This is a genomic window from Pseudomonas migulae (assembly GCF_024169315.1).
Lineage (GTDB): Bacteria > Pseudomonadota > Gammaproteobacteria > Pseudomonadales > Pseudomonadaceae > Aquipseudomonas > Aquipseudomonas migulae_B.
On record NZ_JALJWR010000001.1, the window covers coordinates 740,599 to 765,926 of the forward strand.

The window sequence follows — 25,328 nt, forward strand, 5'->3', positions numbered from 1 at the left end:
GGTGCCGAATTCCGGCACCGCGGTTTTTTTCTGCCCGGTTTACGGATGTGGGCAAGGAGTTCCATGGACACTAACGCGCACACCTTCAATACCTTCTGGTCCGGCCAGGTTCCGTTCATTGCCTCCTTTGCAGTGCAACAATTACGGTTATGGGTCAGCACCAATCCGTGGTTTACCGGGCAGGAATACAACGAGTGGTTCGACTTGCCGCGCGGCACGCTCGATAGCCTTCAATCGGACTATCAACTGCAATGGGCGGACCTCGGGCACCGGGTGATGAGCGGCCAGCCCTTCACTTTTGAGGATCGACGTTTTGCCAGTGGCAACTGGAGCGAGCCGCTGTTTGGCTCCCTCGCCGCGTTTTACCTGCTCAACGCCGGATTCCTGCTCAAACTGCTCGACAAACTGCTGATCAAGGAAAAGAAGCCCCGCCAGCGCCTGCTGTACCTCGTGGAGCAAGCCATTGCCGCGGGTGCGCCGAGCAATTTTCTGGTGAGCAATCCCGATGCCCTGCAGCGGGCGGCGGACACTCAGGGCGGCAGCCTCCTCACTGGCCTGCTGCACCTGGCCAGCGACCTGCAGGAAGGCAAGATGCGCCAGTGCGACAGCGGCGCCTTCAAGGTCGGCGTCGATCTGGCCAACACCCCTGGCGAAGTGGTGTTCGAGAATGAACTGTTCCAGCTGATCCAGTACTACCCGCAAAGCGAAACCCAGTACCGGCGCCCGGTGTTCATCGTCCCGCCGTCGATCAACAAGTACTACATCCTCGACCTGCGCCCGGACAACTCGATGGTTCGCCATCTGTTGCAACAAGGTCATCCGGTGTTTCTGATGTCGTGGCGCAACTTCGATCAGGCACACGCCGGCACCACCTGGGATGACCTGATCGAAACCGGCATCATCAAAGGCCTGCAAGTGACCCGCGAAATCAGCGGCGAGCAACGGCCCAACTGCGTCGGTTTCTGCATCGGCGGCACGCTGCTGAGCACCGCGCTGGCGGTGCTGGCGGCCCGTGGTGATCGCGAAATCGGCAGCGTGAGCCTGCTGACCACGTTCCTCGACTACCTCGACACCGGCCCCATCGACATCTTCGTCGACGAGCAACTGGTGGCTTACCGCGAGCGCACCATCGGCGGCATCGACGGCCCCATCGGCCTGTTCAAGGGTGAGGACATGGGCAACACCTTCTCGCTGTTGCGCCCCAATGATTTGTGGTGGAACTACAACGTCGACAAGTACCTCAAGGGTCAGAAGCCTATTCCGTTGGACTTGTTGTTCTGGAACAACGACAGCACCAACCTTCCCGGCCCGATGTATTGCTGGTACCTGCGCCACACCTATCTGCAGAACGACCTGAAATCCGGCGGACTGGACTGCTGCGGGGTCAAGCTCGACCTGCGCGCCATCAACGCGCCGGCGTACATCCTCGCCACTCATGACGATCACATCGTGCCGTGGCGAAGCGCCTACGCCAGCACCGAACTGCTGTCCGGCACCAAGCGCTTCGTGCTGGGCGCTTCGGGGCATATCGCCGGGGTCATCAACCCGCCCGCCAAGGAAAAGCGCCATTACTGGACCAACAACCGGGTCACGGAAAACCCCGATACCTGGTTCACCAATGCCGAGCAACACCCCGGCAGCTGGTGGAACGACTGGTTCGCCTGGCTGGCCGAACACGCCGGTGAACGCCAGCCTTCTGCGCTGCACACCGGCAACGCGCAGTACCCGGCACTTGAATCGGCACCCGGTCGTTACGTGATGCAATGATGGACGGCCCCGCGCGATAGCTTTTATGGCGCGGGGCGGCGCGGTGATCTTGCCCCGCAAGAAAGTCAAAACACAGCACACCGGTTCAATATCTCCGTCCGAATCTGAGCAACCATGGCCTCCTCACTCACCCGTAAGGACATCGCCATGGCTATCGCAAAAGCAGTTCCCGGCAAAACCCTGCTGACCCCGACCGATCACACGCTGATCATGATCGACCACCAGTCACAAATGTCCTTTGCGACCAAGTCGATCGACGCCGTGACCCTGCGCAACAACGCTGCGCTGGTGGCCAAGGCTGCGCGTGGCTTCAAGGTCTCGACCATCCTTACCACGGTTGCCGAGAAGAGCTTCTCCGGCCCGATCTTCGACGAAATCAAATCGGTGTTCCCGGAACACAACGTCATCGACCGCACCAGCATGAACACCTGGGAAGACGAGCGCATCGCCGTCGAAGTCAACAAGATCGGCAAACAGAAAATCGTCCTCGCCGGCCTGTGGACCTCCGTGTGCATCGTCGGCCCGGCGCTGTCGGCCATCGACCAGGGTTTTGAGGTCTACGTGATTGCCGACGCCTGTGGCGACGTCTCCACCGAAGCTCACGAAATGGCGATGCAGCGCATGATTCAGATCGGCGCGCGGCCGATGACGTCGTTGCAATACCTGCTTGAGTTGCAACGCGACTGGGCACGCACCGAAACCTATGACGAAACCGTGAAAACCTCGATTGCCAACGGTGGTTCCTACGGTCTGGGGCTGATCTACGCCAAGACCATGTTTGGTGCTTCCGAAGGTCACTAAGCAATGCCAGCGGCTCCGCGTAAGGCGGAGTCGCGTTCCCTCGCGGTGATTGATCGATGACTTATTCCTCGCAAGACCTGCGGGTCAGGCTGCCCTTGTGCTTGTCCGTAGTTTTAGCCAGCACCAGCGGCGTCGTCCGGGCCGATGAATCGACGCAAGGCTTTGTCGAGGATTCAAAGCTCGAGGTGTTGAGCCGTAACTTCTACCTCAACAGCGACTACCGCTCGCCCTCGCCCGCCGGCAAGAGCTACAAGGCGGAATGGGCCCAGGGTTTTATCGCCTCGTTCGAATCGGGGTTCACACCCGGCACCCTGGGATTCGGCCTCGATGCCCACGGGTTTCTGGGGATGAAACTGGATGGCGGCAAGGGCCATTCCGGGACCGGATTATTGCCGTTGGACAGTGACGGCAACAGCGAAGACCACTACTCCAGTGGTGGCGGCGCCTTGAAGATCAAGGCCTCGAAAACCACGTTGGCCTACGGCGAAATGATGGTCGAAACCCCGGTGTTCGACACCGCCGACAAACGTCTGCAACCGGAGTACGCCAGCGGTTTTCTGTTGAACAGTCGCGAGATCGACGGGATGAACCTGGTCGCGGGCCACTTTACGGCGTTCAAGAACCAGGACAATTCTTCGGGCAAGGGCAACTTTTATGGTTATGGCGCGAACACCGAGGCAGGCGGCATTTCATTGCTGGGTGCCGACCTGTTTACGCAAAGTCCTATTGGCGCCGCCCTGTACACATCGGAATTGACCGACACCTGGCATCAGTACTACGGCAATCTGCACCTGAAACAGTCCGGCTGGTTCCTCGACGCCAATCTTTATCACACCCGGGACACCGGCCGAGCGTTGGCCGGCGCCATCGATAACACTGCGTTCAGCCTGTCGGGCAAATACACCGTCGATGCCCATGCCTTTACCCTGGCCTACCAGAAGGTCAACGGCAATACACCGTTCGACTTCGTCGGTGGCGACTCCATCTACCTCGCCAACTCGATCAAATACGCCGACTTCAACGGCGCCCACGAACAATCCTGGCAAGCGCGTTACGACCTGGATCTGGGCGCCTATGGCATTCCCGGTCTGAAATTCATGACCCGTTACGTCAGGGGCAGCCAGATTGACGGCACCCATGCCCCCCAGGGCGGCGCTTACAACCCGTTCGATGAATCGGTCGGCACGAACGTGCCGCAGCAAGGCGATGGCGGACGGCATTGGGAGCGCGATATCGACTTGCGCTACATCGTGCAGTCCGGCTCGGCCAAGGGCTTGTCACTGCAACTGTCCCATGTCTCGCACCGGGCCAACAGCGCCCAGGCCGGTGATGATATCGACCGGGTTTACGTGGTCATCGAGTACCCGTTGAACTTCGGGCGCTTCTGAGGGAAATGGCGGAAGGCAGCGGGAGTCGAACTCGCCCGGGAACGGATGCCGTCCCCAACCGGGTTTGAAGCCCGGCCGCGCCACCGGGCGCGATTGCCTTCCATGAACTCAGTGCTCTGTTGGCCGGGCCAGTGCGCTGTCCAGGCGCACATGGCGCTTGTCACCAAAGCGTCGGGTCAGGCCGAGGCGGTCGAAGTATTCGAGAATCTGGATGCTGCGCTTGCGCCCCAGGCCCACCGCATCGCGAAACGCCGTGACTTGAATCACCTCGTTTTGCGCCGCCAGTTGCAAGAGCATAGACGCCATACGACGCAGCATGGCGTCTGTATAAAACAGGTCGCGGACCACTTGATGCACCAGGCCCAGCCGCGCCATCTTGCGCAGCAGCAAGCGCACCGCCACTTCATCGCCGCCCAGATCACGTACCCACGGCGGTTCGAATCCGGCCTGATCGAACAGCGGTTGCAAGTGTTGCCACAGGGCTTCGTCTTCCTCGCTCAAACGCACCTGATGGCCGGGCAAATGCAGCCACGGTCCGCTGGCAGCGATGGCGCCACTTGCCAACAGTTCGTCGATCAGGCTGATGAACGTCGCACGGTCCAGCGCCGTGCCGGTGAACCGACGCAGACGATCCCGGTCCGGGCCCATCTGGTCCGGCTCCAGTTGATGAAAACGCGCCAAGTGTTCCAGCAACCGGGCTTTTTGCGTGTCCCAACGCAGCGTACTGAACAGCAGCTGTCCCTGCCGCGTGTTGATCAGGCGCATATCATCAGGCAAATCCCAGGTGCTGCGCGGACGGTTGAACTGGCGTTCCAGTCGCTGCGGATCGAGTCCGGTGTCGCTGTTGGCCAGCAATGCCGGCAAGACGGCTTCCAGATGTGTCGTCGTGGCCAGTGCCTGCAACTGCGCCAGTCGCTCCGGGCTGCGGCGCTGTCGGGACGGCGCGAACGGGTCCAGCACCCGGCCACCGCCGAGGGTGCGTTGAGCGCTTTGATCGCGCAGGATCAACGGGTCGCCGTGAACCGCTTGCACAGGGGCATTGAGCAGGAGTTGCGCGAACATTCGCTCACCCGGCGCCAGGCTGGAGCCTTCCAGCAATGCCACTCGCCCTGTGACGTCCTGAGTCCCGAGGTGCACGTGCACCGGTTGAAAATGTTCGAATGCCCTGGCTTCGCTGGCCAACAGGTGCAAGTCGATGTCCAGTCGCTGCGTCGGCGCATACAGCCACTCGGCCAACAACCAGTGCCCCCGATGAATCTGCTCCAGTGCCAGGCGTTCGGCGCTCAGGTTCAACGCCACGCGCTGGCCTGCGGTTGCGCGGTTGGCAGCCTGATTCTGCGCATGCAGGCCGCGCACCCGCACCGGTTTGCCCTGTGGGCCGAGCAACAGCGTGTCGCCAACCGTGACCTGTCCGGACAGCGCCGTGCCGGTCACCACAATTCCCGCACCGGCAACGTTGAAAGCCCGATCGATTGCCAGGCGAAACCCGCCGCGAGTACTGCGCTGGAGCACATTTTTTTGCGCATCCAGCAACGCCTGACGCAGGGTTTCGATGCCCTCGCCGGTCGTGTTCGACACTGCCATCTGCGGCGCACCGGCATAAGGGCCGGGCGCCAGCAAGGTGACGATCTGTTCGCGTACGGCCTGCACCCTGGAGGGATCGACCCGGTCGCATTTGGTAATCGCGATCAGCGCCCGGGGAATGCCCAGCAGTTCGGCGATGGCCAGGTGTTCGCGGGTCTGCGGCATGACGCCGTCATCGGCGGCAACCACCAGCAACACCAGATCAATGCCCTGCGCCCCGGCCAGCATGTTATGGGTGAAGCGTTCATGACCGGGCACGTCGATAAAACCGGTCAGGGCCGCGCCCGGTTCGAGCGCCGAATACAGATAGCCCAGGTCGATGGTCATGCCCCGCTCACGCTCTTCCCGGCGACGGTCGCCCGCCTGGCCGGTCAAGGCCTGCAGCAAGGACGTCTTGCCGTGGTCGATGTGCCCGGCGGTGCCGACGATCACCCGGGCACCTGCAGTTGATCGAGTTGCGCCAGCCACGCCGGCTCGTCGTCCAGTTGCCGCAGATCCAGCCACAGCGCATCGTCATCGAGGCGGCCGAGCACGGGAATGTCCAGTGTTCTGAAGGCCGCTTCCAGATCAAGCAACCGCCGACCGCGCAGGCGCTTGCTGACCTCCGGTCGCAGGCACAACGCCGCACTCGGCAAGCGCGCCACCGGTTGGCTGCCGCTGCCGATCATGCCCAGCGACGGCACTGCGCTGACGTTCCAGCCATCACTCATCACCCTGGCCAGTGAGGGTTGCAGGCGCTCGGCCTGGGCGAGGATGTCAGGCTGAGGCCGGGTGAGCAGGCGCAAACTCGGCAGGCGTTCGGCCAGGCGATCCGGATCGCGGTACAGACCCAGCACGGCTTCGAGGGCGGCCAGGGTCAGCTTATCGACGCGCAACGCTCGTTTGAGCGGGTTCTTCTTGATCTTCGCGATCAGCTCTTTGCGCCCGACGATCAGCCCGGCCTGCGGCCCACCGAGCAGTTTGTCGCCGCTGAAGGTGACAATGTCTGCACCGTCGAGCAATGCCTGGCGCACCGTCGGTTCGGCGGGCAAGCCCCAGCGCGTCAAGTCGAGCAGACTGCCGCTGCCGAGGTCTTCAAGCAGCGGTAAACCGTGCTTGTGCGCCAGCTCTGCCAACTCGGCGGTCGGCACACTCGTGGTGAAGCCCTGAATGCTGTAGTTGCTGGCGTGCACGCGCATCACCAGGCCGCTGCGCGGACCGATGGCAGCTTCGTAATCCTTGGCGTGGGTGCGATTGGTGGTGCCGACTTCATGCAGCTTCACCCCGGCCCGCGCCATGATGTCGGGAATGCGGAACGCACCGCCGATTTCGATCAGTTCACCCCGGGAAATGATCCCTTCCTTGCGCGCGCCCAGGCTATTGAGCGTCAGCAGCACGGCGGCCGCGTTGTTGTTGACCACGGTCACGGCTTCGGCGCCGGTCAGTTCGCGGATCAGGCCTTCGATCAAGTCATCGCGATCGCCGCGCTTGCCGCTGTGCAGGTCGAATTCCAGGTTGAGCGGATAACGGGCGGCCATCTGCACGGCATCGATCGCTTCCTGCGGCAACAACGCGCGGCCGAGGTTGGTGTGCAGCACGGTGCCGGTGAGATTGAATACGCGGCGGACATGGCTGCGATGCTGCCGGGCAAGGCGCTCGCCCGCCCTGCCCGCCAAGGTTTCGGGGGTGATTTCGATAGCGTCGAGTTGTCCTGAAATGACCGGTTCACGCAGGTCGTCGAGCAGTTGCCGCAGACTGGCCAGCAGCGCCTCGCGCCCGTAGCGCTCGGCCAGGGGCTGACAGGCTGGATGGCGTAGCAAACTGTCGATGGAAGGTAGCCGCAAGGCCGGGGTGGCGGATCTGGAGGACATCAGGGGCTCCCGTAAACGGCTGACCGCCTGAGTGTAGTCGGCCGAGCTTCTTCGCGTGACAGCCAACCTGTTCTTGCGGATGTTCACGGAACCCTGTGGGAGCTGGCTTGCCAGCGATAGCGGTGTGTCAGTTGACCTAAGTTTTGATGGTGTACATATCCATTTTTTCGGTAACGGCGGCTATGGGTTCCGCCCTGACGGCGGGTCACTTGGAAAAGCGCCAAGTAACCAAGCGCCCAGCGCCCCTGACGTACGGTGGCTCGCTCCGACGGGGCAGATCAAGATCAAAAACAAAGCGAGGCGGCCTGATAACCGGCCTGTTTTCCGTCAAAGTCATCGGCGACGAACACCAATCTCATGCCCACCAAAAATACCCTGTGGGAGCGGGCTTGCTCGCGAATGCGGACTGGCATTCAGCATTGATGTTGACTGACACGGCCTCATTCGCGAGCAAGCCCGCTCCCACATTTAATCGGGGTTGCTCAAGAGGGGGGGAACGATCAAGTCAGCGAAGCGCGCCCGCTTGACGCCCAGGTCGGCCCGAAGGCCGCCTCGCGGTGCTGTGGCGGTGGTCGCCCCCTCGAGAGGCCGAGTGGAGGTTCTGCGCAGTGGGCACCGCGGCAAGGATGCCGCGGTAGCCGCCCCCGGCCATGGATGGCCGATGGCGGCGGGCCCACGGAGCAGGACCGGAACGAGGGCATGGCGAGTCTTAGCGAGCCACCGAACGAAAGGGGCAAAAGCGCTTGGTTACTTGGCGCTTTTCCAAGTGACCCGCCGTAAGGGCGGAACCAATATCAGCCGTTACCGAAAAAACGGATATACCCCCCCACACCAAGACAGCGTCAGTCCCCCCCAGGCGCAAACAAAAGATTAGGCGCCACCCGCTGATACCCTTCCTGCTCCAGCCGCATATCCAGCATCAGACTGGTCAAATCCCCCGACAGCGCTTCAGCATCAGCATCATTCTCCAGATACAACAACTTCAGATAACTGCGACAACCGGGACAAACTTCAGCCCGCAACGGCGCCTGATTGGCAGCATGGCGATCATCATCGAGACTGACGTACTCAAGGCCCTTGCTCTGCTCGCAATACACGCATTTAACCCGCACCACGTGCCATTCACAGGCACACAACGAACACACCAGATAACGCAAGCCGTTGTGCTTGCCGCGATGCCGGATCACCCCAGCCATCGCCGGCGAACCGCACGCCGGGCACTGGCTGAGACTGTCGCCGGGTTTCAAGACCAGACCAGGCGTGTTCAGCAACCAATGGCTCCACACGGCCTGCAATGCAGCGCCCAGGAACGGCACCAACGCCGCGGGCAGCATCGCAAACTGGCCACTGACCAAAGCAATTGCCCACGCTTTGAGTTGGCCGACACTGGCATTGCGCAAGCGGGTAATCGCGCTCTCGACTTCCCATTGCGACGGTGGCAGATAACGCTGCAACAACGCCTCGAGCCAAGGCAACCAATCGTCCTCGCGCACCAGACTGTCGGCAGCGAACGGTGGCAGGCCATGCTGCAGGCAAACCCGCAAGCGTTCGGAATCCGGCAACGCAATGACGGGCGGATCATCCATCAACTGCTGCTGAACATCACACAGACCAGCCACCAAAAGCAGGTAACCAGCCAAAGGATGCCCCTCAGCCAACCGTTCCAGTCGCCGCGCGCGCAAGGCAAACAGGTTGTTCGGCGGCAGGTGCAGAAACGGCGGTGAACTCGCCGCCGCTTCGATCTCGCCAGGCTCAAGAATCGTCGCCAAGGTGCTTATCCTTTTTTACTGACCGGCCGTTCTGGATGTTCGTCGCGCGTCACTTCCCGGTACCAGAGTTCATGGTGCTTACTCGCCCAGGCACGGCTGACCCATCCATGCACCATGGCGCTGACCGAGCCCTTGATCCAGATGCCGGCGTAGATGTGCACGATGATGCTCAACACCAAGACAAATCCCGCCAAGGCATGCAGCAGCATCGCCCAGCGAATCGAGGTGATGCCGAAATACTCGCCGAAATACGCACGCCAGATCACCAGCCCGCTGAACAACAACACCAGCATGCACAGCAACAACGTCCAGAACAGCAGCTTCTGCCCCGGGTTGTACTTGCCGATCGGCGGAACGCCCTCCTCCTCGTTCTGGATCACCCGCCCGACGCGGCGCAGCCACAGGCGGTCATTGCTGATAAAAAAGTTCGCCCGAAAGAATTGAATCACCAGCCCCAGGAACAGCACGAACATCACCACGCCCATGAACGGATGCAGGATGCGCGTCCACGGCCCGCCGCCGAACAGGTTGCTGAGCCAGAACAGCGCCGGATGAAACAGCGCCAGCCCCGACAATGCCGCCATGAAGAAGAAGATCGCCACCAGCCAGTGATTGGTGCGCTGGTTCGAGGTGTAGCGCAGGATCTGTCTGCGGATCATGGTCTGTCCTCCCCGCGCGGATCGAAGGTGTGCACCGCCGGATCGACTTCATGCACCGCAGGGTCTTTGAGAATCGGAAGTTCGTCTTCCTCGACGATCTGCGGGCCAACGCGCACGTAGTGGAAGAACCCGGCCAGTACCGCCAGTCCCATGGCCAGCAAGCCCAAGGGTTTGCTCACGCCTTTCCACAACTCCACCAGGGGACTGATCGTCGGACTGTTCGGCAATCCGGCGTACAGCACCGGCGTGTCGGCGTGATGCAACACGTACATGACGTGCGTACCGCCCACGCCTTCGGGGTCGTACAGACCTGCGTTGGCGAAGCCGCGGCTCTTGAGGTCGACGATGCGTTCGGCGGCGTGTTCCTTCATGTCGTCCTTGGTGCCGAACACTATCGCCCCGGTCGGACAGGTTTTCACGCAGGCCGGTTCAAGGCCCACCGCGACCCGGTCCGAGCACAGCGTGCACTTGTAGGCCTTGTGATCTTTCTGCGAGATCCGCGGAATGTTGAACGGGCAGCCGGTGATGCAATAACCGCAACCGATGCAATGGTCCTGATCGAAATCGACGATACCGTTGGCGTGCTTGATGATCGCCCCCGGACTCGGGCACGCCGCAAGGCAGCCGGGCTCGGCACAATGCATGCAGCCGTCCTTGCGGATCAGCCATTCGAGGTTGCCGGCATCGGTCTCGTGCTCGGTAAAGCGCATCAGGGTCCAGGTTTCGGCGCTCAGGTCCTGGGGATTGTCGTAGGTGCCGAGGTTGTGACCGACGTCGTCGCGCAGTTCGTTCCATTCCGAACAGGCGACCTGGCAGGCCTTGCAGCCGATGCACTTGGTGGTGTCGATCAGCTTGGCCACTTCCTCCTGATTGCGCACCGAAGGCGAAACCGTCGTGGTGGCCGAACGGGCAATAATGTCTTGGCTGGCCATTTAGACTTTCTCCACGTTGACCAGGAATGACTTGGATTCCGGGGTCTGGGTGTTGCCATCGCCGAGGAACGGCACCAGCGTATTGGTCAGGTATCCGTGACGCGTGAGCCCGGTGAATCCCCAGTGCAACGGAATGCCGATCTGGTGCACCACCTGATTGTTGACCTGCAGCGGACGTATCCGCTTGGTCACCACCGCCACCGCTTCGATATGCCCGCGCTTGCTGCTGACCCGCACCCGGTCACCGGCAACGATGCCTTTTTCCTTGGCCAGCACCTCGCCGATCTCGACGAACTGCTCCGGCTGGGAAATCGCGTTGAGCTTGCAATGCTTGCTCCAGAAGTGGAAATGTTCGGTCAGGCGGTAGCTGGTGGCGGCGTACGGGTAATCCTTGGCCACGCCGAGGGAATCCCACACCGAATCGAAGATCCGGGCCGCCGGGTTGCTGGTGGCTTTCTTGTTGTCCGGGTGCAGCGGGTTGATGCCGATGGGCGTCTCGAACGGCTCGTAGTGTTCCGGGAACGGGCCTTCATTCATCTTGTCGACGGCAAAGAACCGCGCCACACCTTCGGGATTCATGATGAACGGGTTCATCCCGGCTTCCGGTGGCGAGTCGGCCTTGAAGTCCGGCACATCGGTGCCGCCCCAGGCTTTGCCGTTCCACCACACCAGACGTTTTTTCTGGTCCCACGGTTTGCCTTGCGGGTCGCTTGAGGCGCGGTTGTAGAGAATCCGCCGGTTTGCCGGCCAGGCCCAGGCCCAGCCCTGGTTTTGCTTCATGCCGTACGGGTCGCTGTTGTCGCGCCGGGCCATCTGGTTACCGGTCTCGGTCCAGCTGCCGCAGAAAATCCAGCAGCCTGATGCGGTGCTGCCGTCATCCTTGAGTTGGCCGAAGCCGGCCAGTTGCGCACTGCCCTTGATCGCCACGCCTGTCGCATCGGTAAAGTCGGTGGTGGCGTAACCGTTGATTTCCCTGGCCAGCTCTTCTGGCGTCGGTTCGTCAGCGATCTTGTAGGGCCATGACAGTTTGAGGATCGGGTCGGGATACGTGCCGCCCTTGGCTTGATAGCGTTGACGCAGGCGCAGGAACAGCTCGCTCATGATCTGCACGTCGGTGCGCGCTTCGCCAGGGCCGTCGGCGCCTTTCCAGTGCCATTGCAGCCAGCGACTGCTGTTGACCAGCGAGCCGTCTTCCTCGGCGAAACAGGTGGTGGGCAGGCGGATCACTTCGGTCTGGATGCCGGCGGTTTCCACATCGTTGTACGGCCCGACATTGCGCCAGAACTCCGAGGTTTCGGTGGACAGCGGGTCCATCACCACCAGCCATTTCAACTTGGCCAGCGCCGCCATCACCCGGTTTTTGTCGGGCAACGCGGCAATCGGGTTGAAGCCCTGGCACATGTAGCCGTTGACCTTGCCCTGCCCCATCAGGTCGAACACCTTGAGGATGTCGTACTGGGAAATGTCCAGTTTCGGCAAGTAGTCGTAAGCCCAGTTGTTCTCGGCGGTGGCGTTGCCGGCGTACCAGGCTTTCATCAGGCTGACGTGGAATTTGCTGTAGTTCTGCCAGTAGGACAATTGCCCCGGCCGCAACGGTTTCTGCGTGCGTTTGGTGATGTAGGCGTTGTAGTCCTGCTCGGCGTCTACCGGCAGGGTCAGGTAGCCCGGCAGTGCGTTGGACAACAGCCCGAGGTCGGTCAGGCCCTGAATGTTGGAGTGCCCGCGCAAGGCATTGACGCCGCCGCCCGGCATGCCGACGTTGCCCAGCAGCAACTGCACCATGGCGGCGCTGCGGATGATTTGCGAGCCGATCGAATGCTGCGTCCAGCCCAGGGCATACAGGATCGTCATGGTCTTGCCCGGTTGCGAGCAAGTGGCGATCTCTTCCCAGATCTTTTGCATGGCGTCCACGGGCATGCCGCAAATCTGGCTGGCCAGCTCGATGTTGTAGCGGCTGTAATGCTGCTTCATCAGTTGGTAGACACAGTGCGGGTCTTGCAGGGTCGGGTCGACCTTGACGAAGCCGTCTTCACCGAGTTCATAACCCCAGCCGGACTTGTCGGTATATGCACGCTTGGCCACGTCGTATCCGCTGAAGATGCCGTCCTCGAAGCCATACCCGGCTTTGACGATGAACGAAACGTCAGTGTAATTGCGCACGTACTCGTGCTGGATCTTGTCCTCGGTCAGCAGGTAATTGATCAACCCGCCCATGAAGGCGATGTCGGTGCCGGTGCGAATCGGCGCGTAATAGTCGGCCACGGACGCGGTGCGGGTGAATCGCGGATCGACCACGATCAGCCTCGCGGCGTTGTGAGCCTTGGCTTCGGTCACCCATTTGAAACCGCACGGGTGCGCTTCTGCGGCGTTACCACCCATCACCAGGATCAGATTCGCGTTGGCGATATCGGTCCAGGTATTGGTCATGGCACCACGGCCAAACGTCGGGGCAAGACTTGCCACCGTCGGGCCGTGTCAGACACGCGCCTGGTTATCGAACCCCAGCATGCCGAGACTGCGAATGACCTTGTGGGTGATGTAGCCCGCTTCGTTGGACGCCGCCGAGGCCGCCAGGAAACCGGTGGTCAGCCAGCGGTTCACCGTTTGGCCCTGTTCGTTCTTCTCGATGAAGTTGGCGTCGCGGTCGGCCTTCATCAAGTCGGCGACGCGATCCAGCGCTTCATCCCAGGACACCCGCGTCCATTCGCTGCTGCCCGGCTTGCGCACTTGCGGGTATTGCAGGCGGCCGGGGCTGTGAATGAAATCCAGCAGGCCCGCGCCTTTCGGGCACAGGGTGCCGCGATTGACCGGGTGGTCGGCATCGCCTTCGATATGGATGATGTTTTGCGCGACGTTCTTGGCGGCATCGCCCTGGCTGTACATGATCAAGCCGCAGCCTACCGAGCAGTACGGACAGGTATTGCGGGTTTCATGGGTGTGGGCGAGCTTGAAGTGGCGCACCTGCTCGGCGAAGGCCGGCGCCGGGGCCATGCCCAGCGCGCCCAGGCTCGAGCCTGCAAGGCCGATACCGGCAACCTTGAAGAACTGACGACGGTTGAGATCCATCGTGCACTCCTGATCAGGTGGAGACCCGGTACTTGTGCCGGGTTTTTCTGGACAATCACGGTGGCGGCAGCGTGGCTACCGACACTTCAAACTGTAGACAATGCCGTTGCAGACTGTGTGAAAACCGACCGCCGGACAAGATTTGGACATCACTGCCTGTAGAGTCCGAACCTTAGTGGCGAGGGGATTTATCCCCGTTGGGCTGCGAAGCGGCCCCCTGCATTCTTTCAGTCATACCGGGTTGTCAGGATCTACGACGGCTTCGCCGCCGAACGGGGATAAATCCCCTCGCCACAAAACACCTCACCACAACATTCCCTCACTACACAGGCTCGCTCCCACACCGCTTGGCGCTTATCATGTCTGCCGAATTAATCCCGGCCCTTATGAGATGAGCATGACTTTCGATTTTGATCAGGTGTTCGACCGCCACAACACCGGCAGTACCAAGTGGAGCCGCTACCCGGCCGAGGTATTGCCGATGTGGGTCGCCGACATGGATTTCGCCGCGCCGCCGGTCATCATCCAGGCCTTGCAAAAACGTCTGGAGCATCCGTTGCTCGGCTACAGTGTGGCGCAGGACGACTTGCGCGATGCCATCGTTGCCGACCTCTGGAGTAAATACTCCTGGCGCGTCGAGCCGCAGGAACTGATTTTCCTGCCGGGCGTGGAATCGGGTTTCAACATGGCCCTGAACGCACTGGTGCAACCGCAACAGAATGTCGTGGTCCAGGTGCCCAACTATCCGCCGCTGCGGCATGCCCCCGGTCATTGGGGCCTGAACAAGGTTGAACTGAGTTTCGACACACGGGCTGACGGTACCTACGCCACGCCGCTCGACACCTTGCGCCAGTCGCTGGCCGGTGGCGGCGCGTTGCTGCTGAGCAATCCGCACAACCCGCTGGGCAAGGCGTTCCCGAGGGAGGAACTGCAAGCGGTGGCCGACATCTGCCGGGAACAGGACGCCTGGATCATCTCCGACGAAATCCACGCCGAACTGTGCTTCGACGGGCGCAAGCACATTCCCACCGCGTCGTTGAGCCCGGAAATCGCCCGGCGCACCATCACCCTGATGTCGGCGAGCAAGGCCTACAACATCGCCGGCCTTAAGACCTCGTTCATGATCATTCAGGACCGGGCCTTGCGTGAGCGGGTCAACCACGCCCGTTGCGGCATGGTCGACAGCGTCAACCCGCTGGGCATGGAAGCGACACGCATTGCCTACAGCGAAGCCGGGCCGTGGCTGTCCGAGCTGGTGGGTTACCTGCAAGGGAACCGCGACTTTCTGGTTGATGCGGTGCGCACCCGGCTGCCGGGCGTCACCATGAACGTACCGCAGAGCACGTACCTGGCGTGGCTCGATTGCTCGGCACTGGGCCTGGAGAATCCGCAGCAGTTCTTCCTTGAACACGCAAAAGTCGGGCTCAGCCCGGGCCTGGATTTTGGCGATGACTGCAAACAGTTCGTCCGCCTGAATTTCGGCTGCCCGCGCGCGTTGCTGGAGGAAGGCATCGCCCGGATGGAGCGCAGTTTGCTCAATCTCAACACCTGATCCGATCTCAAGCCAAAGGCAATCCCCCCCTGTGTGAGCGAGCCAGTAGTGAGGGGATTTTGTGGCGGGGGGATTTATCCCCGTTGGGCTGCGAAGCAGCCCCGGTATTTCAAAGATCAACCGCGTGTAAAGGGTTGACGACTGCTTCGCAGCCGAACGGGGATAAATCCCCTCGCCACAAAATCCCTCCCCACAGGTTCGTTCCTACTGGGCATTTGCGTTGGTCACACGACCGAGAAATCCAACCGAACTCAGGACAAAAGAGCAGGGTCCACCCTTTGACTCTTCTGCCTTGAGAACGGAGATTTCCCGATGACTGACTATCCAAAACCACCCTTCAAGAAACAGGGCCAGCCCGTTCCCGGCTCCCAGAAAAAAATGGACCCGTATCCGGATTGTGGCGAGCAGAGCTACAAAGGCTCCGGCCGTCTGGACGGCAAGATCGCCCTGATCACCGGCGCCGACAGCGGTATCGGCCGCGCAGTCGCGATCGCCTTCGCCCGTGAAGGTGCGGACGTCGCCGTCGCCTACCTCAATGAACATGAAGACGCGCAGGAAACCGCACGCTGGGTCGAACAGGCCGGGCGCCAGTGCGTGTTGCTGCCCGGTGACATCGCGCACAAAGCGCAATGCCAGGCGCTGGTCGACAAGACCGTCGAACGCTTTGGCCGGATCGACATTCTGGTCAACAACGCCGCGTTCCAGATGACCCACGAAAATTTCGAGGACATCCCGGACGAAGAATGGGTGATGACCTTCGACGTCAACATCACCGCCATCTTCCGGATCTGCCAGGCAGCGCTGAAACACATGAAACCCGGCAGTTCGATCATCAACACCAGCTCGGTCAATTCGGACATGCCCAAGCCGACGCTCCTGCCCTATGCCACGACCAAAGGCGCGATTGCCAACTTCACCGCCGGTCTGGCGCAGATGCTGGGCCCGAAAAACATCCGGGTGAACTGCGTGGCGCCGGGCCCGATCTGGACGCCGCTGATCGTCTCGACCATGCCGGATGAGGAAGTGCAGAATTTTGGCGGGCAGACACCGCTGGGACGGCCGGGACAACCGGTCGAAGTGGCGCCGATTTATGTGCTGCTGGCCTCGGATGAAGCCAGCTACATCACTGGTCAGCGCTACGGGATTACCGGCGGAAAACCGATGCTTTGAAGGAACGCCCTGTGGCGAGCGAGCTTGCTCGCCACAACAGCGGATCATCGCGATTCTTGAGCGATCACTGAAATCTTGCCGTTTCGTTCAAGGATCGCAAACTTGATCTGGTCCAGGGTTTCGATGCCCTGACTCGAACGGGCCGCCTCCATGATATCGGCCTCGATCAACCGTGCGTGGCGCAGTCGCTTGTGCAACACCTTGCCGTTCTCGACGATGATCGTCGGCTCGCCATCGATCAGCTGGGACACCCAGTGCGAGCGCTGCTTGAGCAACGAAAGGCCAACGTCAATCGCAATCAGCGTAACGATGACCAGCATCGAATTGGTCAAGGAAAAGTCATCGCCCAGCAACGCCTGTTGCGTCGCCTCACCGATGATCATCAGCAGCACGAAATCGAACGTCGTCAGTTCGGCCAGCGAGCGCCGCCCCGCAATCTTGAACAGCACCATCAGCGCCAGATACATGACCGCCGCGCGCAATACCGAATCCATAAGTCACCTAAGGGAAAATGAATTGATCCAGCTCGACCGGCATGGCGCCGGGGGATGTGATGCGGCTGCGAAACAACCCCAGCCCGTCACCGCGTAACGTCAGGTAGAGATTGGCCTGCCCCTGCGCATCGGTTTGCAGCCACACCTTCATGCCCTGCCCGGCACTCAGGGCGCGAACGGGTTGCGGTTGCAGGGTTTCGATGCTGAATCCGTCCAGCAGCGCCGCCGACAGTTCCAGCTCGACCGGGGCCTGCGGCGCACCGATCACGCTGATCTGCATGGCGTTGGTCGACCCATTTCGGTGGAACATCTCGTACTGCACACGCACCTTGCCATCGCCACCGGAAACGTCACGGGTGCTCAACGGCCCGTGGGAAAACAGACCGAGCAGCGCCAGCAAAACCAATACCACCAGGGCGTACCAGCCCACGCGCTCGAATCGCCAGACTTTAACCTGGTACGCCATGTCCTCCTTCACGGGATAGTCGCGACTCTGGTAATCGCGTTGACTGGACTCATCGCTCACGCGCTTCTCCCTGGCCTGACTCGCCGGCCAACGCACGCTGATGGAAATCCGGCAGCAACTTCAAGGCATGCTCTGCGGCCATCAGCTGCACCTGACTCCGGGTGCCGAAAAACCGTTCCTGCCGACTGAAAACACTGCGCCCGTGACGCGTCTGATAGGCCCAGGCAAAACAAATGGTGCCGGCCGGAATGCCATCGACGTCTTCCGGCCCAAGGATGCCGGTGGTCGCCACGGCAACGTTGGCCGTGCTGTCGCGCAGCGCCCCTTCCGCCATTTCCCGGGCGACTTCGCAACTGGTCAGGTTGAACGTTTCGATCGTCGAAGGGCTGACGTTGAGCAAGCGTTGCTTCGCTTCGGGGGAATAGACCACGTAGCCGCTCTCGATCAACTCACCGCTGTGCGGCACCTCCGCCAGCAGGGTGACGATTTTTCCGGCGGTACACGATTCTGCAGTGGTCAGCAGCAAATCGTTCTGACGCAGGTACTCGACCACGGACTGGCTGACGCTCATGGCAATTCTCCCGACACAGAGCTGCTCGGTTGACCTTCCCCGCCGGTAAACATTCCCTCTATCGGACCACGTCCGGCGACGGCGATAAAAAGTGAACCCCTGACAATGCTCGCCCCTCAATACGTTTAGGTGCCCCTGTCACGGGGCCGCTCCAGATCAGGAGGTCGTCATGTCCGCACCTATCGTCAAGCTGTTTACCCAACCGAACTTCGCGTGGACGGATATCCGTAAGGAAGAGGAAGCCCACCCCCGCCACTACCTCGCTCATTTGCTGGTGCTCGCCTTGATCCCGGCCGTGTGCCTGTTTATCGGCACCACCTATGTCGGCTGGAGCCTGGCCGAAAACGAAACCGTGAAGCTCAGCAGCAGTAGCGCGCTGCAATTATGCGTACTGCTTTACGTGACCATTGTCGCTGGCGTGGCGTTGATGGGGCTGTTCATCCGCTGGATGTCTCGCACGTTCGATGCGCGGCCGACGGTCAACCAGTGCATCGGTTTTGCCGCGTATACCGTCACCCCGTTTTTCCTTGCAGGCTTTGCCGGTCTGTACCCGAGTCGCTGGCTGGCGATCACCGTGCTCGGTGCAGCCTCGATCTACTCGACGTTTTTGCTGTTCATCGGCATGCCGACCTTCATGCATGAACGCAAGGAGCAAGGGTTGCTGAATGCGGCCTGCGTCTGGGGTGTCGGGCTGTTGGTGCTGGTCACCATCCTGGTGGAAATGATCCTGGTGTGGTTCAACGTACTGACGCCGGAATACCTGCGCGCGACGGTCGGTTGATCACCAACGCCCCAACATCGCAACACCTGCCCGGCGAGTACAGCGCATGAGCTTCATTCTCTGGGTGTCGGTGTTGGGTGCGGTGTTGCTGACACTGGCGTTGACGTCGTCGTACCTGCGCTGGATGCCGGTGACGACATCAGCGGTGTGCCTGATCCTCGGTATCGCCATCGGGCCGGCGGCGCTCGGCCTGTTGAAGCTGGACATGAACGACGCCTCCACCTGGATGGAGCACCTGACGGAAGTTGCGGTGCTCTTTTCGCTGTTTGTGTGCGGGCTGAAGTTGCGCTCGCCCTTCAAGGACAAGAACTGGCGCATCGCCGTTGGCCTGGCTGGCCCGGTGATGGTGTTGACCATTACCGGCGTTTCCCTGCTGCTGCACTACGGGTTCGAACTGTCCTGGGGCACCGCCGTGTTGATTGGATCGATACTGGCACCCACCGACCCGGTACTCGCGGCGCTGGTGCAAGTCAACGACGCCCGGGATGACGACAGCGTGCGTTTCGGCCTCTCCGGTGAAGCGGGACTCAACGACGGGATTGCCTTTCCATTCGTGATCCTCGGGCTGCTGTTGCTGCAACACGAAGGCAACCCCGGCTGGCTGGGCGACTGGGCGTTGCACAGCCTGCTCTGGGCGGTCCCGGCCGGTTTGCTCACCGGTTATGCGATGGCACGAGGCATTGGCCGCCTGACGTTGGCGCTGCGGATCAGAAATGAAGACAGCACCGTTTCCCCTAACGATTACCTGGCCCTCGCGCTGATCGCCCTGGCGTACGTCGCTGCCGAATCGATTCATGGCTACGGCTTTTTGTCCGTGTTCGCAGCGGGCCTGGGCCTGCGCCATGTCGAAGTCAAATCCACCGGCGACGACGAACTGCCGGCCGAGCACCTGGTACAGCCGGTCGTCGGCCATCAGAACGTCGAACCGCACCAGGCCGTGCATGGCGATACCGCAGGTCTTGAAGAAACGCAGGTTGCCGCCGGCATCATGATGGGCGACATGCTCGCGTTTGGCGGTCTGGTCGAGCGCGCCATGGAAGTGTTTCTGGTGACCCTGCTCGGTGTCGTGCTGATTGGGCACTGGGACTGGCGAGCGCTGCTGATCGGTGGCGTGTTGTTTTGCCTGATTCGCCCGCTGAGTGTCGTCGCCCTGCCCTGGCGCGGCTTGCTGGACGGTCGTCAGCGCCTGTTGATCGGCTGGTTCGGCATTCGCGGGATCGGTAGCCTGTATTACCTTTTCTATGCCCTGAACCATGGGCTCGCGCCTTCGATCGCGGCGCTTTGCACCGACCTGACGTTGTCGGTGGTTGCGCTGAGCATTCTCGTCCATGGCATCAGCACGCAACCGATGCTGGCTTGGTATGAGCAGCGCAAAAAACAAAAGACTTGATTTGATGGCTGTGAATTTACGTCGGTATTTATCAACCGGAAATCAGCCATCTCCCCAAAGAATGTGGGAGCGGGCTTGCTCGCGAATGCGCCGTGTCAGTCGACTTCTCTGATTCTGAAACACCGCATTCGCGAACAAGCCCGCTCCCACAAGGGATCGCACCTATAACGCTGGTATCGGGGCGGTTTCCAGATTCTCGGTCAGCGGTATATCACTGGAGCCGGGTGTCAGAATGACCTTGCGGCACTCCTCCTGCTTTTTATCGAAAATCCTGTAGCCCTCAGCCACCTGCTCCAGCGACATCCGGTGAGTGATGATGGCTTCCGGTTGCAGGCGGCCGGTTTCAATGTGCCCCAGCAGTTCCGGCAAATACCGCTGCACGTGGGTCTGGCCCATTTTGAAGGTCAGGCCTTTATCGAACGCATCACCGAACAGAAAACCGTGGATGAATCCGGAGTAAACGCCCGGCACACTCACCACGCCGCCGCGACGCACGGCCGCAATGCACTGACGTAACGCCTTGCCGCTGCTGCCTTCCAGCTTCAGGGTGGCGAGCACCGTCTCCGTGGTGCTGCCCTTGGCTTCGAAACCGACCGCATCGACGACCCCGTCCACCCCGCGACTGCCCGCCGTCTGGCGGATGATCGTGTCGGCCGGGTCATCATCTTCATCAAAATTGATCGGTATCACACCGTAGGTACGCTGGGCATAAGCCAGTCGATAAGCGTGATGATCCACCATGAAGATTTGCTCGGCACCGAGCATTCTGGCGCAGGCCGCACTCAACAACCCCACCGGCCCGGCACCATAGATCGCAATGCTTGAACCCGGACCGATCCCGGTATTCAGCACGGCTTGCCAGGCCGTCGGCAGGATGTCAGATAGAAACAGCACCTTCTCGTCGGCCAGCGTCCCCGGCACTTTGAACGGCCCGGTATTGGCCTTGGGCACTCTGACCAGTTCGGCCTGCCCGCCCGGGATACCCCCATACAAACGGCTGAAACCGAACAGCGCGGCAGGTGGTGGAATCGCCTTTTTGTTGATGATCGCACCAGGCCCGGTGTTGGTGGTTTCACAGCTGGCAAACAGGTCCTGCTGGCAAAAAAAGCACTCGCCACAGGCGATTACGAACGGAATCACCACCCGGTCACCCCGTTGCACGGCGGTGACGGCAGGGCCGGTTTCTTCGACGATGCCCATGAACTCATGGCCGAAAATGTCGCCATGCTCCACGGTGGGGATTTTCCCTCGATACAAATGCAGGTCCGATCCACAAATGGCAGTGGCCGTCACTCGCAGGATAATGTCGTCGGGGGCTTCGATGACGGGATCGGGCACGGTTTCGATTTTGACGTCATGGGCTCCGTGGTATGTCATTGCACGCATGGCTGCATCCTCGCGGTTCAATAAAGGCATCGGTGTCTGTATTAAGGGAGCGAGGGTTCACTGCGAGTTCAGTCGCATCAGTGGCGAATCTGATCAATGGTTGCGCGTGAAAAACCGGGTGTATGGCGCGTTGAAAAACGAAGCCGCGAACTGCATGAGTCAAAATCCGGACTCATGCAGCCTGCATGACTTCAGTTCGCCATCAGCCACTGCAACCCTTTGATTTTAAATGGACTTACTTCAACAGGTTATCCGGCACGACAAATGCTCAAGGACTATGAGCGACCTTCGGCCTTGAGACCGTTCGCGCTCATCCCCGTGACTATTCGAGAGACTTGACCATGAACGCCATTGACCTGCTGCAAGCCGACCATGAACGCGTAAAGGGCATCCTGACCCAGCTGAGCGAATCCACTGAACGTGGCGTTAAAAAACGCACCGAGCTGCTGGCCAAGCTTGAAATGGAGATCACCATCCATACCCGCCTCGAAGAGGAAGTCTTGTACCCGGCGTATAAAAAAGCGGGCGGCAAGGAACAGGACGTCATGTATTACGAAGCCAAGGAAGAACACCGCACCGTCGACTCGCTGGTGCTGCCTGACCTGAAAGTCACCGACCCGTCCTCCGTGGAGTTCGCCGGGCGGGTGAAAGTGGTCAAGGAATTGCTGGAGCACCACATCGAAGAGGAAGAAACGGAGATGTTCCCTCAGGCTAAAAAGCTGCTGGGCAAAGCCACCCTCGAAGAATTGGGTGCGCAAATGGAAAGCCTCAAAGCCCAGTACAAGAAAGAAATGAGTGCGGCCAATATGGCGGCCTGATTACCGTGACAGGCAATAAAAGGCCCGGCGTTTTGCCGGGCTTTTTTGCATTTCGTCTCACGCCCCGGGATTGGTCACCTGGATATAAACCGCGTAACTGCCTAGCACGACCCAGAACGTGGCGAAGATCCAGGGTGTTCGCACCGAGAACAATAGCGATTTGCGGTAGCCCTTGTGGGACGACTCCATCTCGCTGAACAGTGGCGACTCGTCGTAGGCCAGTCCCATGAGGGGCTCGCTGCGCAGCAATTCACTCTGCTTGAAGTGCCAGTGATCGATGATGTCGTACGCCGCGCGAATGCCCGGCCAGGCGTTGAGAGAACTGAGCAGCCCCAGCAACGCCAGAAACGGCGGGACCACCAGGGTGAACAGTTTGCCCCACTCGGGATTAAGGTTGGCCATGCACGATGCGAAGGCAATCACCAGAAACGATTGCGCCGCGAGGTAGGCGTCGGTGCGATTGGCCAGAATGCTGGTTTCGTACTGGATTTCCCGGCGATAGAAATCCAGGCGCTCCTTGGGCGAGCCGAACATCTTGGCGTTGTGTTCGGTCAGGGCTTCTTCGGCAGACGGTTCAGTCAGTATTCTTGGCAAGGGAGTCACGCACAGGATGGAAAACGTTTAGAAGAAACGCCTGCGGACAAGTTCAGCCGGATTAACACTGCAAGGGGCCTGCAATGGACGATCTTGATTGGGTGCAATGGCCAGCGATGCTGGTGACGGTGCTGGCGGCCTGGCTGATCGGTTCACGAACCCCCAGGCGCCGGGTCTGGGGGTTCATGTGCTTTATCCTCAGCAACATTCTATGGGTGATCTGGGGGTATCACTCCCAGGCCTACGCCTTGATCGTGTTGCAGTTTTGCCTGTGCGCCATGAACCTGCGCGGGTTCAAAAAGAATGCAGGTTCCGCGGCCGAACAATGAGTCATTTCATCGTCGAGGCAATGATTTCCACCAGATTGAGTTGAGTGAAAGGCTTGGACAGGCGCGGGAGTCTTGTCGCAAAGCCTTCCAGGCGCTCGGCGTAACCGGTGGCGAGGATGATCGGCAGGTCCGGCTTGATGCCTCGGATCGCCTGCGCCAGTTGCGCGCCATCCATTTGCGGCATGGCCATGTCGGTAATGACCAGATCGACGGCCTGCTCGCTGTCGAACACTTTCAGCGCTTGAGCTCCGGACACCGCACTGATCACGCGGTGACCCAAATCTTCGAGCAACAGGCAGGTACTGGTCAGCACCAGACTGTCGTCGTCCACCACCAGCACGCACAGGCGCGGCACCGGCGGCGCGGCCTCCTCCGGGGCAAGCTTGTCGGCCAAACCGTTTGTGGCGACGGGTATCCACAGTTCGGCCGTTGTTCCCTTGTCCTTTTGGCTTTTCAGAATGAATCGCCCGCCCAATTGTTCGATGAAGCCATGAACCATCGACAATCCCAACCCCGTGCCCTTGCCCACCCCCTTGGTGGTGAAAAACGGGTCCATCGCTGAGGCGAGGGTGACGTCGTCCATGCCCTCCCCCGAATCACTGACGCTCAGGCAGACAAAACGACCTGACTTTGGCGAAAGCGAGGCGTGATCCGCGGCTTCTTCAGACTTGGTGCTGATAAGGATTTTCCCACCATGGGGCATTGCATCGCGCGCGTTGGTCACCAGGTTCAGGACCGCCAGTTCGAGCTGGTTAATGTCTGCCACCACCGGCTCGATTTCCTGCGGAAAACGGGTTTCGAGCACCACGGAAGGCCCGAGGGAACTGCGCAACAGACCGGTAATGCCCTCTACCAGCTTCGGTATTTCCACAGGCTCGGTCTTCAGTTCCTGGCGCCTGGCGAAGGCCAGCATGCGCTGGGTCAGCGAGACGCCGCGCAAGGCGCCCTGAACGGCGTTATCCAGCAACCGAGTGATTTTCGAATCCTCCCCCACCCGCTTGCGGACGATTTCCAGATTGCCGAGGATCACTGTCAGCAGGTTATTGAAGTCATGGGCGATGCCTCCGCTGAGTTGCCCGATGGCCTGCATTTTCTGCGCCTGAAACAGCGCCTCGCGGGTTTGCTCAAGGGCCTGCTGGGCATGGGTCGCTTCAGTGATATCCCGGGTGATCTTGGCGAAACCGAGCAATGTGCCGGTGTCGCCCCAGATCGGATCGACCACGACATGCGCCAGGAACCGTGTGCCGTCCTTGCGCAGGCGCCAGCCCTTGTTTTCGAATCGCCCCTCGCGAACCGCAACGTCCAGCGTGCGTTTCGGTTCGCCGGCTTCGCGATCTTCCGGGGTATAGAACATCGAAAAATGCTGGCCGATCACTTCTTCGGGCCGGTAACCCTTGATGCGCTGGGCACCAGGGTTCCAGTTGGTCAGGCGCCCATCAGCGTCGAGCATGTAGATGGCATAGTCCGTGACGCTTTGGACCAATAGCCGAAACTGCTGCTCACTTTGTTTGAGCACTTCTTCGGCCATCTTGCGGTCGGTCAGGTCCCGGGTGATCTTGGCAAAACCCAACAAGGTGCCCGTTGCGTCGAAAATCGGATCGATCACCACGTGGCACCAGAAATGCGAACCGTCCTTGCGAACCCGCCAGCCTTCCCCCTCGAAACGCCCCTCACGGATCGCCGTGTCCAGCGCCCGTTGGGGCATCCCTTTGAGACGATCCTCTTCGGTGTAGAAACGCGAGAAATGCTGGCCGAGAATCTCGGCTTCCTCATACCCTTTAAAGCGCTTGGCGCCGGCATTCCAGCTCGTGATGATGCCGTCGGGATCAATCATGTAGATCGCGTAGTCAATCACCGCATCGATCAACAGGCGAAAACGCCCGTCCTCGATAGTGCTGGCCTTGGTTCGACCTTCGTTCATTGAGCCCTCACGTCAGGTATGTTTTCTGGAGTATGCGATA

Annotated in this window: 21 protein-coding genes and 1 tRNA gene; 9 read left to right on the plus strand and 13 right to left on the minus strand. The window is 60.6% G+C overall.

Going from position 1 to position 25,328, the window contains the following annotated elements:
• The first annotated feature begins 63 nt into the window (after positions 1 to 63).
• The 3 genes from phaC (at position 64) to J2Y86_RS03355 (ending at position 3,956) form a co-directional block, all read left to right on the plus strand.
• The gene (gene phaC / locus J2Y86_RS03345; protein ID WP_253428125.1) at positions 64 to 1,767 is read left to right on the plus strand and encodes a class I poly(R)-hydroxyalkanoic acid synthase; all 1,704 of its coding nucleotides are present in this window, start codon (positions 64 to 66) and stop codon (positions 1,765 to 1,767) included.
• Positions 1,768 to 1,914: 147 nt separating this feature from the next.
• Positions 1,915 to 2,568: a hydrolase gene (locus J2Y86_RS03350; RefSeq protein ID WP_017338794.1), complete on the plus strand. Its 654-nt coding sequence runs from the start codon at positions 1,915 to 1,917 to the stop codon at positions 2,566 to 2,568.
• 56 nt (positions 2,569 to 2,624) lie between these two features.
• Positions 2,625 to 3,956, plus strand: a complete 1,332-nt coding sequence (locus J2Y86_RS03355; RefSeq protein ID WP_253428128.1) for an OprD family porin — start codon at positions 2,625 to 2,627, stop codon at positions 3,954 to 3,956.
• Positions 3,957 to 3,962: 6 nt separating this feature from the next.
• Here J2Y86_RS03355 and J2Y86_RS03360 read toward each other — a convergent pair.
• From J2Y86_RS03360 to fdnG, 7 genes are all read right to left on the minus strand, one after another.
• A tRNA-Sec gene (locus tag J2Y86_RS03360) sits at positions 3,963 to 4,058 on the minus strand.
• Between the two features lie 6 nt (positions 4,059 to 4,064).
• Complete coding sequence (gene selB, locus J2Y86_RS03365) at positions 4,065 to 5,972, minus strand: selenocysteine-specific translation elongation factor (RefSeq protein WP_253440097.1); 1,908 nt, start codon at positions 5,970 to 5,972, stop codon at positions 4,065 to 4,067.
• Entirely contained in the window at positions 5,969 to 7,390 is a 1,422-nt protein-coding gene (gene selA, locus J2Y86_RS03370) for an L-seryl-tRNA(Sec) selenium transferase (RefSeq protein ID WP_253428130.1), read from the minus strand. The genes selB and selA overlap by 4 nt, the downstream gene beginning before the upstream one ends.
• An 842-nt stretch (positions 7,391 to 8,232) precedes the next feature.
• Positions 8,233 to 9,159, minus strand: a complete 927-nt coding sequence (gene fdhE, locus J2Y86_RS03375) for a formate dehydrogenase accessory protein FdhE (RefSeq protein ID WP_253428132.1) — start codon at positions 9,157 to 9,159, stop codon at positions 8,233 to 8,235.
• A gap of 5 nt (positions 9,160 to 9,164) precedes the next feature.
• The gene (locus J2Y86_RS03380) at positions 9,165 to 9,818 is read right to left on the minus strand and encodes a formate dehydrogenase subunit gamma (RefSeq protein WP_253428134.1); all 654 of its coding nucleotides are present in this window, start codon (positions 9,816 to 9,818) and stop codon (positions 9,165 to 9,167) included.
• Positions 9,815 to 10,750, minus strand: a complete 936-nt coding sequence (fdxH, locus tag J2Y86_RS03385; protein WP_253428136.1) for a formate dehydrogenase subunit beta — start codon at positions 10,748 to 10,750, stop codon at positions 9,815 to 9,817. Before fdxH ends, J2Y86_RS03380 begins: the two co-directional genes overlap by 4 nt.
• Complete coding sequence (fdnG, locus tag J2Y86_RS03390) at positions 10,751 to 13,816, minus strand: formate dehydrogenase-N subunit alpha (protein ID WP_253428138.1); 3,066 nt, start codon at positions 13,814 to 13,816, stop codon at positions 10,751 to 10,753.
• A 397-nt stretch (positions 13,817 to 14,213) separates the two neighbouring features.
• On the opposite strand from fdnG, the gene J2Y86_RS03395 reads away from it, so the two are divergent.
• Together J2Y86_RS03395 and J2Y86_RS03400 are read left to right on the plus strand one after the other, a co-directional pair.
• A complete protein-coding gene (locus J2Y86_RS03395) occupies positions 14,214 to 15,368 on the plus strand; it encodes a MalY/PatB family protein (RefSeq protein ID WP_253428140.1) in 1,155 nt (384 codons plus the stop codon).
• A 312-nt stretch (positions 15,369 to 15,680) separates the two neighbouring features.
• Positions 15,681 to 16,538 (plus strand): SDR family oxidoreductase, encoded by an 858-nt coding sequence (locus J2Y86_RS03400; RefSeq protein WP_017338784.1) that lies wholly within the window; start codon positions 15,681 to 15,683, stop codon positions 16,536 to 16,538.
• A 44-nt stretch (positions 16,539 to 16,582) separates the two neighbouring features.
• On the opposite strand, the gene J2Y86_RS03405 is transcribed toward J2Y86_RS03400, so the two are convergent.
• Genes J2Y86_RS03405 through J2Y86_RS03415 form a run of 3 tightly spaced genes read right to left on the minus strand, consistent with a single transcriptional unit; the run spans position 16,583 to position 18,069 of the window.
• Complete coding sequence (locus tag J2Y86_RS03405; protein WP_253428142.1) at positions 16,583 to 17,032, minus strand: DUF421 domain-containing protein; 450 nt, start codon at positions 17,030 to 17,032, stop codon at positions 16,583 to 16,585.
• A 7-nt stretch (positions 17,033 to 17,039) separates the two neighbouring features.
• A complete protein-coding gene (locus J2Y86_RS03410; protein WP_253428144.1) occupies positions 17,040 to 17,558 on the minus strand; it encodes a hypothetical protein in 519 nt (172 codons plus the stop codon).
• Positions 17,548 to 18,069, minus strand: a complete 522-nt coding sequence (locus J2Y86_RS03415) for a CinA family protein (protein ID WP_253428146.1) — start codon at positions 18,067 to 18,069, stop codon at positions 17,548 to 17,550. The genes J2Y86_RS03410 and J2Y86_RS03415 overlap by 11 nt, the downstream gene beginning before the upstream one ends.
• A 169-nt stretch (positions 18,070 to 18,238) precedes the next feature.
• Between J2Y86_RS03415 and J2Y86_RS03420 the strand changes: the two genes are divergently transcribed.
• Both J2Y86_RS03420 and J2Y86_RS03425 read left to right on the plus strand, forming a co-directional pair.
• Positions 18,239 to 18,850: a Yip1 family protein gene (locus J2Y86_RS03420; protein WP_253428148.1), complete on the plus strand. Its 612-nt coding sequence runs from the start codon at positions 18,239 to 18,241 to the stop codon at positions 18,848 to 18,850.
• Between the two features lie 46 nt (positions 18,851 to 18,896).
• Positions 18,897 to 20,240, plus strand: a complete 1,344-nt coding sequence (locus tag J2Y86_RS03425; RefSeq protein WP_253428150.1) for a cation:proton antiporter — start codon at positions 18,897 to 18,899, stop codon at positions 20,238 to 20,240.
• Positions 20,241 to 20,402: 162 nt separating this feature from the next.
• Here the strand turns inward: J2Y86_RS03425 and J2Y86_RS03430 are convergent, their stop codons facing one another.
• The gene (locus J2Y86_RS03430) at positions 20,403 to 21,626 is read right to left on the minus strand and encodes a zinc-dependent alcohol dehydrogenase (protein ID WP_253428151.1); all 1,224 of its coding nucleotides are present in this window, start codon (positions 21,624 to 21,626) and stop codon (positions 20,403 to 20,405) included.
• Positions 21,627 to 21,967: 341 nt separating this feature from the next.
• Here J2Y86_RS03430 and J2Y86_RS03435 point away from each other — a divergent pair, with 341 nt between their 5' ends.
• A complete protein-coding gene (locus tag J2Y86_RS03435) occupies positions 21,968 to 22,444 on the plus strand; it encodes a hemerythrin domain-containing protein (RefSeq protein WP_253428153.1) in 477 nt (158 codons plus the stop codon).
• A gap of 57 nt (positions 22,445 to 22,501) precedes the next feature.
• Here the strand turns inward: J2Y86_RS03435 and J2Y86_RS03440 are convergent, their stop codons facing one another.
• Positions 22,502 to 23,038 carry a hypothetical protein gene (locus J2Y86_RS03440; protein WP_253428154.1) on the minus strand — a complete coding sequence of 179 codons (537 nt, stop codon included), beginning with the start codon at positions 23,036 to 23,038 and terminating at the stop codon, positions 22,502 to 22,504.
• A gap of 83 nt (positions 23,039 to 23,121) precedes the next feature.
• On the opposite strand from J2Y86_RS03440, the gene J2Y86_RS03445 reads away from it, so the two are divergent.
• On the plus strand, positions 23,122 to 23,367 hold the full coding sequence (locus tag J2Y86_RS03445; RefSeq protein WP_253428156.1) for a hypothetical protein: 246 nt from the start codon (positions 23,122 to 23,124) through the stop codon (positions 23,365 to 23,367).
• A gap of 1 nt (position 23,368) precedes the next feature.
• On the opposite strand, the gene J2Y86_RS03450 is transcribed toward J2Y86_RS03445, so the two are convergent.
• Positions 23,369 to 25,288 carry a hybrid sensor histidine kinase/response regulator gene (locus tag J2Y86_RS03450; RefSeq protein WP_253428158.1) on the minus strand — a complete coding sequence of 640 codons (1,920 nt, stop codon included), beginning with the start codon at positions 25,286 to 25,288 and terminating at the stop codon, positions 23,369 to 23,371.
• Between the last annotated feature and the right edge of the window lie 40 nt (positions 25,289 to 25,328).

Excerpts from the sequence above, each read along its gene's own strand:
- phaC (WP_253428125.1), top strand. The coding sequence starts at position 64 with ATGGACACTAACGCGCACACCTTCAATACCTTCTGGTCCGGCCAGGTT.
- J2Y86_RS03350 (WP_017338794.1), top strand. The coding sequence starts at position 1,915 with ATGGCTATCGCAAAAGCAGTTCCCGGCAAAACCCTGCTGACCCCGACC.
- J2Y86_RS03355 (WP_253428128.1), top strand. The coding sequence starts at position 2,625 with ATGACTTATTCCTCGCAAGACCTGCGGGTCAGGCTGCCCTTGTGCTTG.
- selA (WP_253428130.1), bottom strand. The coding sequence starts at position 7,390 with ATGTCCTCCAGATCCGCCACCCCGGCCTTGCGGCTACCTTCCATCGAC.
- J2Y86_RS03380 (WP_253428134.1), bottom strand. The coding sequence starts at position 9,818 with ATGATCCGCAGACAGATCCTGCGCTACACCTCGAACCAGCGCACCAAT.
- fdxH (WP_253428136.1), bottom strand. The coding sequence starts at position 10,750 with ATGGCCAGCCAAGACATTATTGCCCGTTCGGCCACCACGACGGTTTCG.
- J2Y86_RS03395 (WP_253428140.1), top strand. The coding sequence starts at position 14,214 with ATGACTTTCGATTTTGATCAGGTGTTCGACCGCCACAACACCGGCAGT.
- J2Y86_RS03400 (WP_017338784.1), top strand. The coding sequence starts at position 15,681 with ATGACTGACTATCCAAAACCACCCTTCAAGAAACAGGGCCAGCCCGTT.
- J2Y86_RS03405 (WP_253428142.1), bottom strand. The coding sequence starts at position 17,032 with ATGGATTCGGTATTGCGCGCGGCGGTCATGTATCTGGCGCTGATGGTG.
- J2Y86_RS03415 (WP_253428146.1), bottom strand. The coding sequence starts at position 18,069 with ATGAGCGTCAGCCAGTCCGTGGTCGAGTACCTGCGTCAGAACGATTTG.
- J2Y86_RS03420 (WP_253428148.1), top strand. The coding sequence starts at position 18,239 with ATGTCCGCACCTATCGTCAAGCTGTTTACCCAACCGAACTTCGCGTGG.
- J2Y86_RS03425 (WP_253428150.1), top strand. The coding sequence starts at position 18,897 with ATGAGCTTCATTCTCTGGGTGTCGGTGTTGGGTGCGGTGTTGCTGACA.
- J2Y86_RS03430 (WP_253428151.1), bottom strand. The coding sequence starts at position 21,626 with ATGCGTGCAATGACATACCACGGAGCCCATGACGTCAAAATCGAAACC.
- J2Y86_RS03435 (WP_253428153.1), top strand. The coding sequence starts at position 21,968 with ATGAACGCCATTGACCTGCTGCAAGCCGACCATGAACGCGTAAAGGGC.
- J2Y86_RS03445 (WP_253428156.1), top strand. The coding sequence starts at position 23,122 with ATGGACGATCTTGATTGGGTGCAATGGCCAGCGATGCTGGTGACGGTG.
- J2Y86_RS03450 (WP_253428158.1), bottom strand. The coding sequence starts at position 25,288 with ATGAACGAAGGTCGAACCAAGGCCAGCACTATCGAGGACGGGCGTTTT.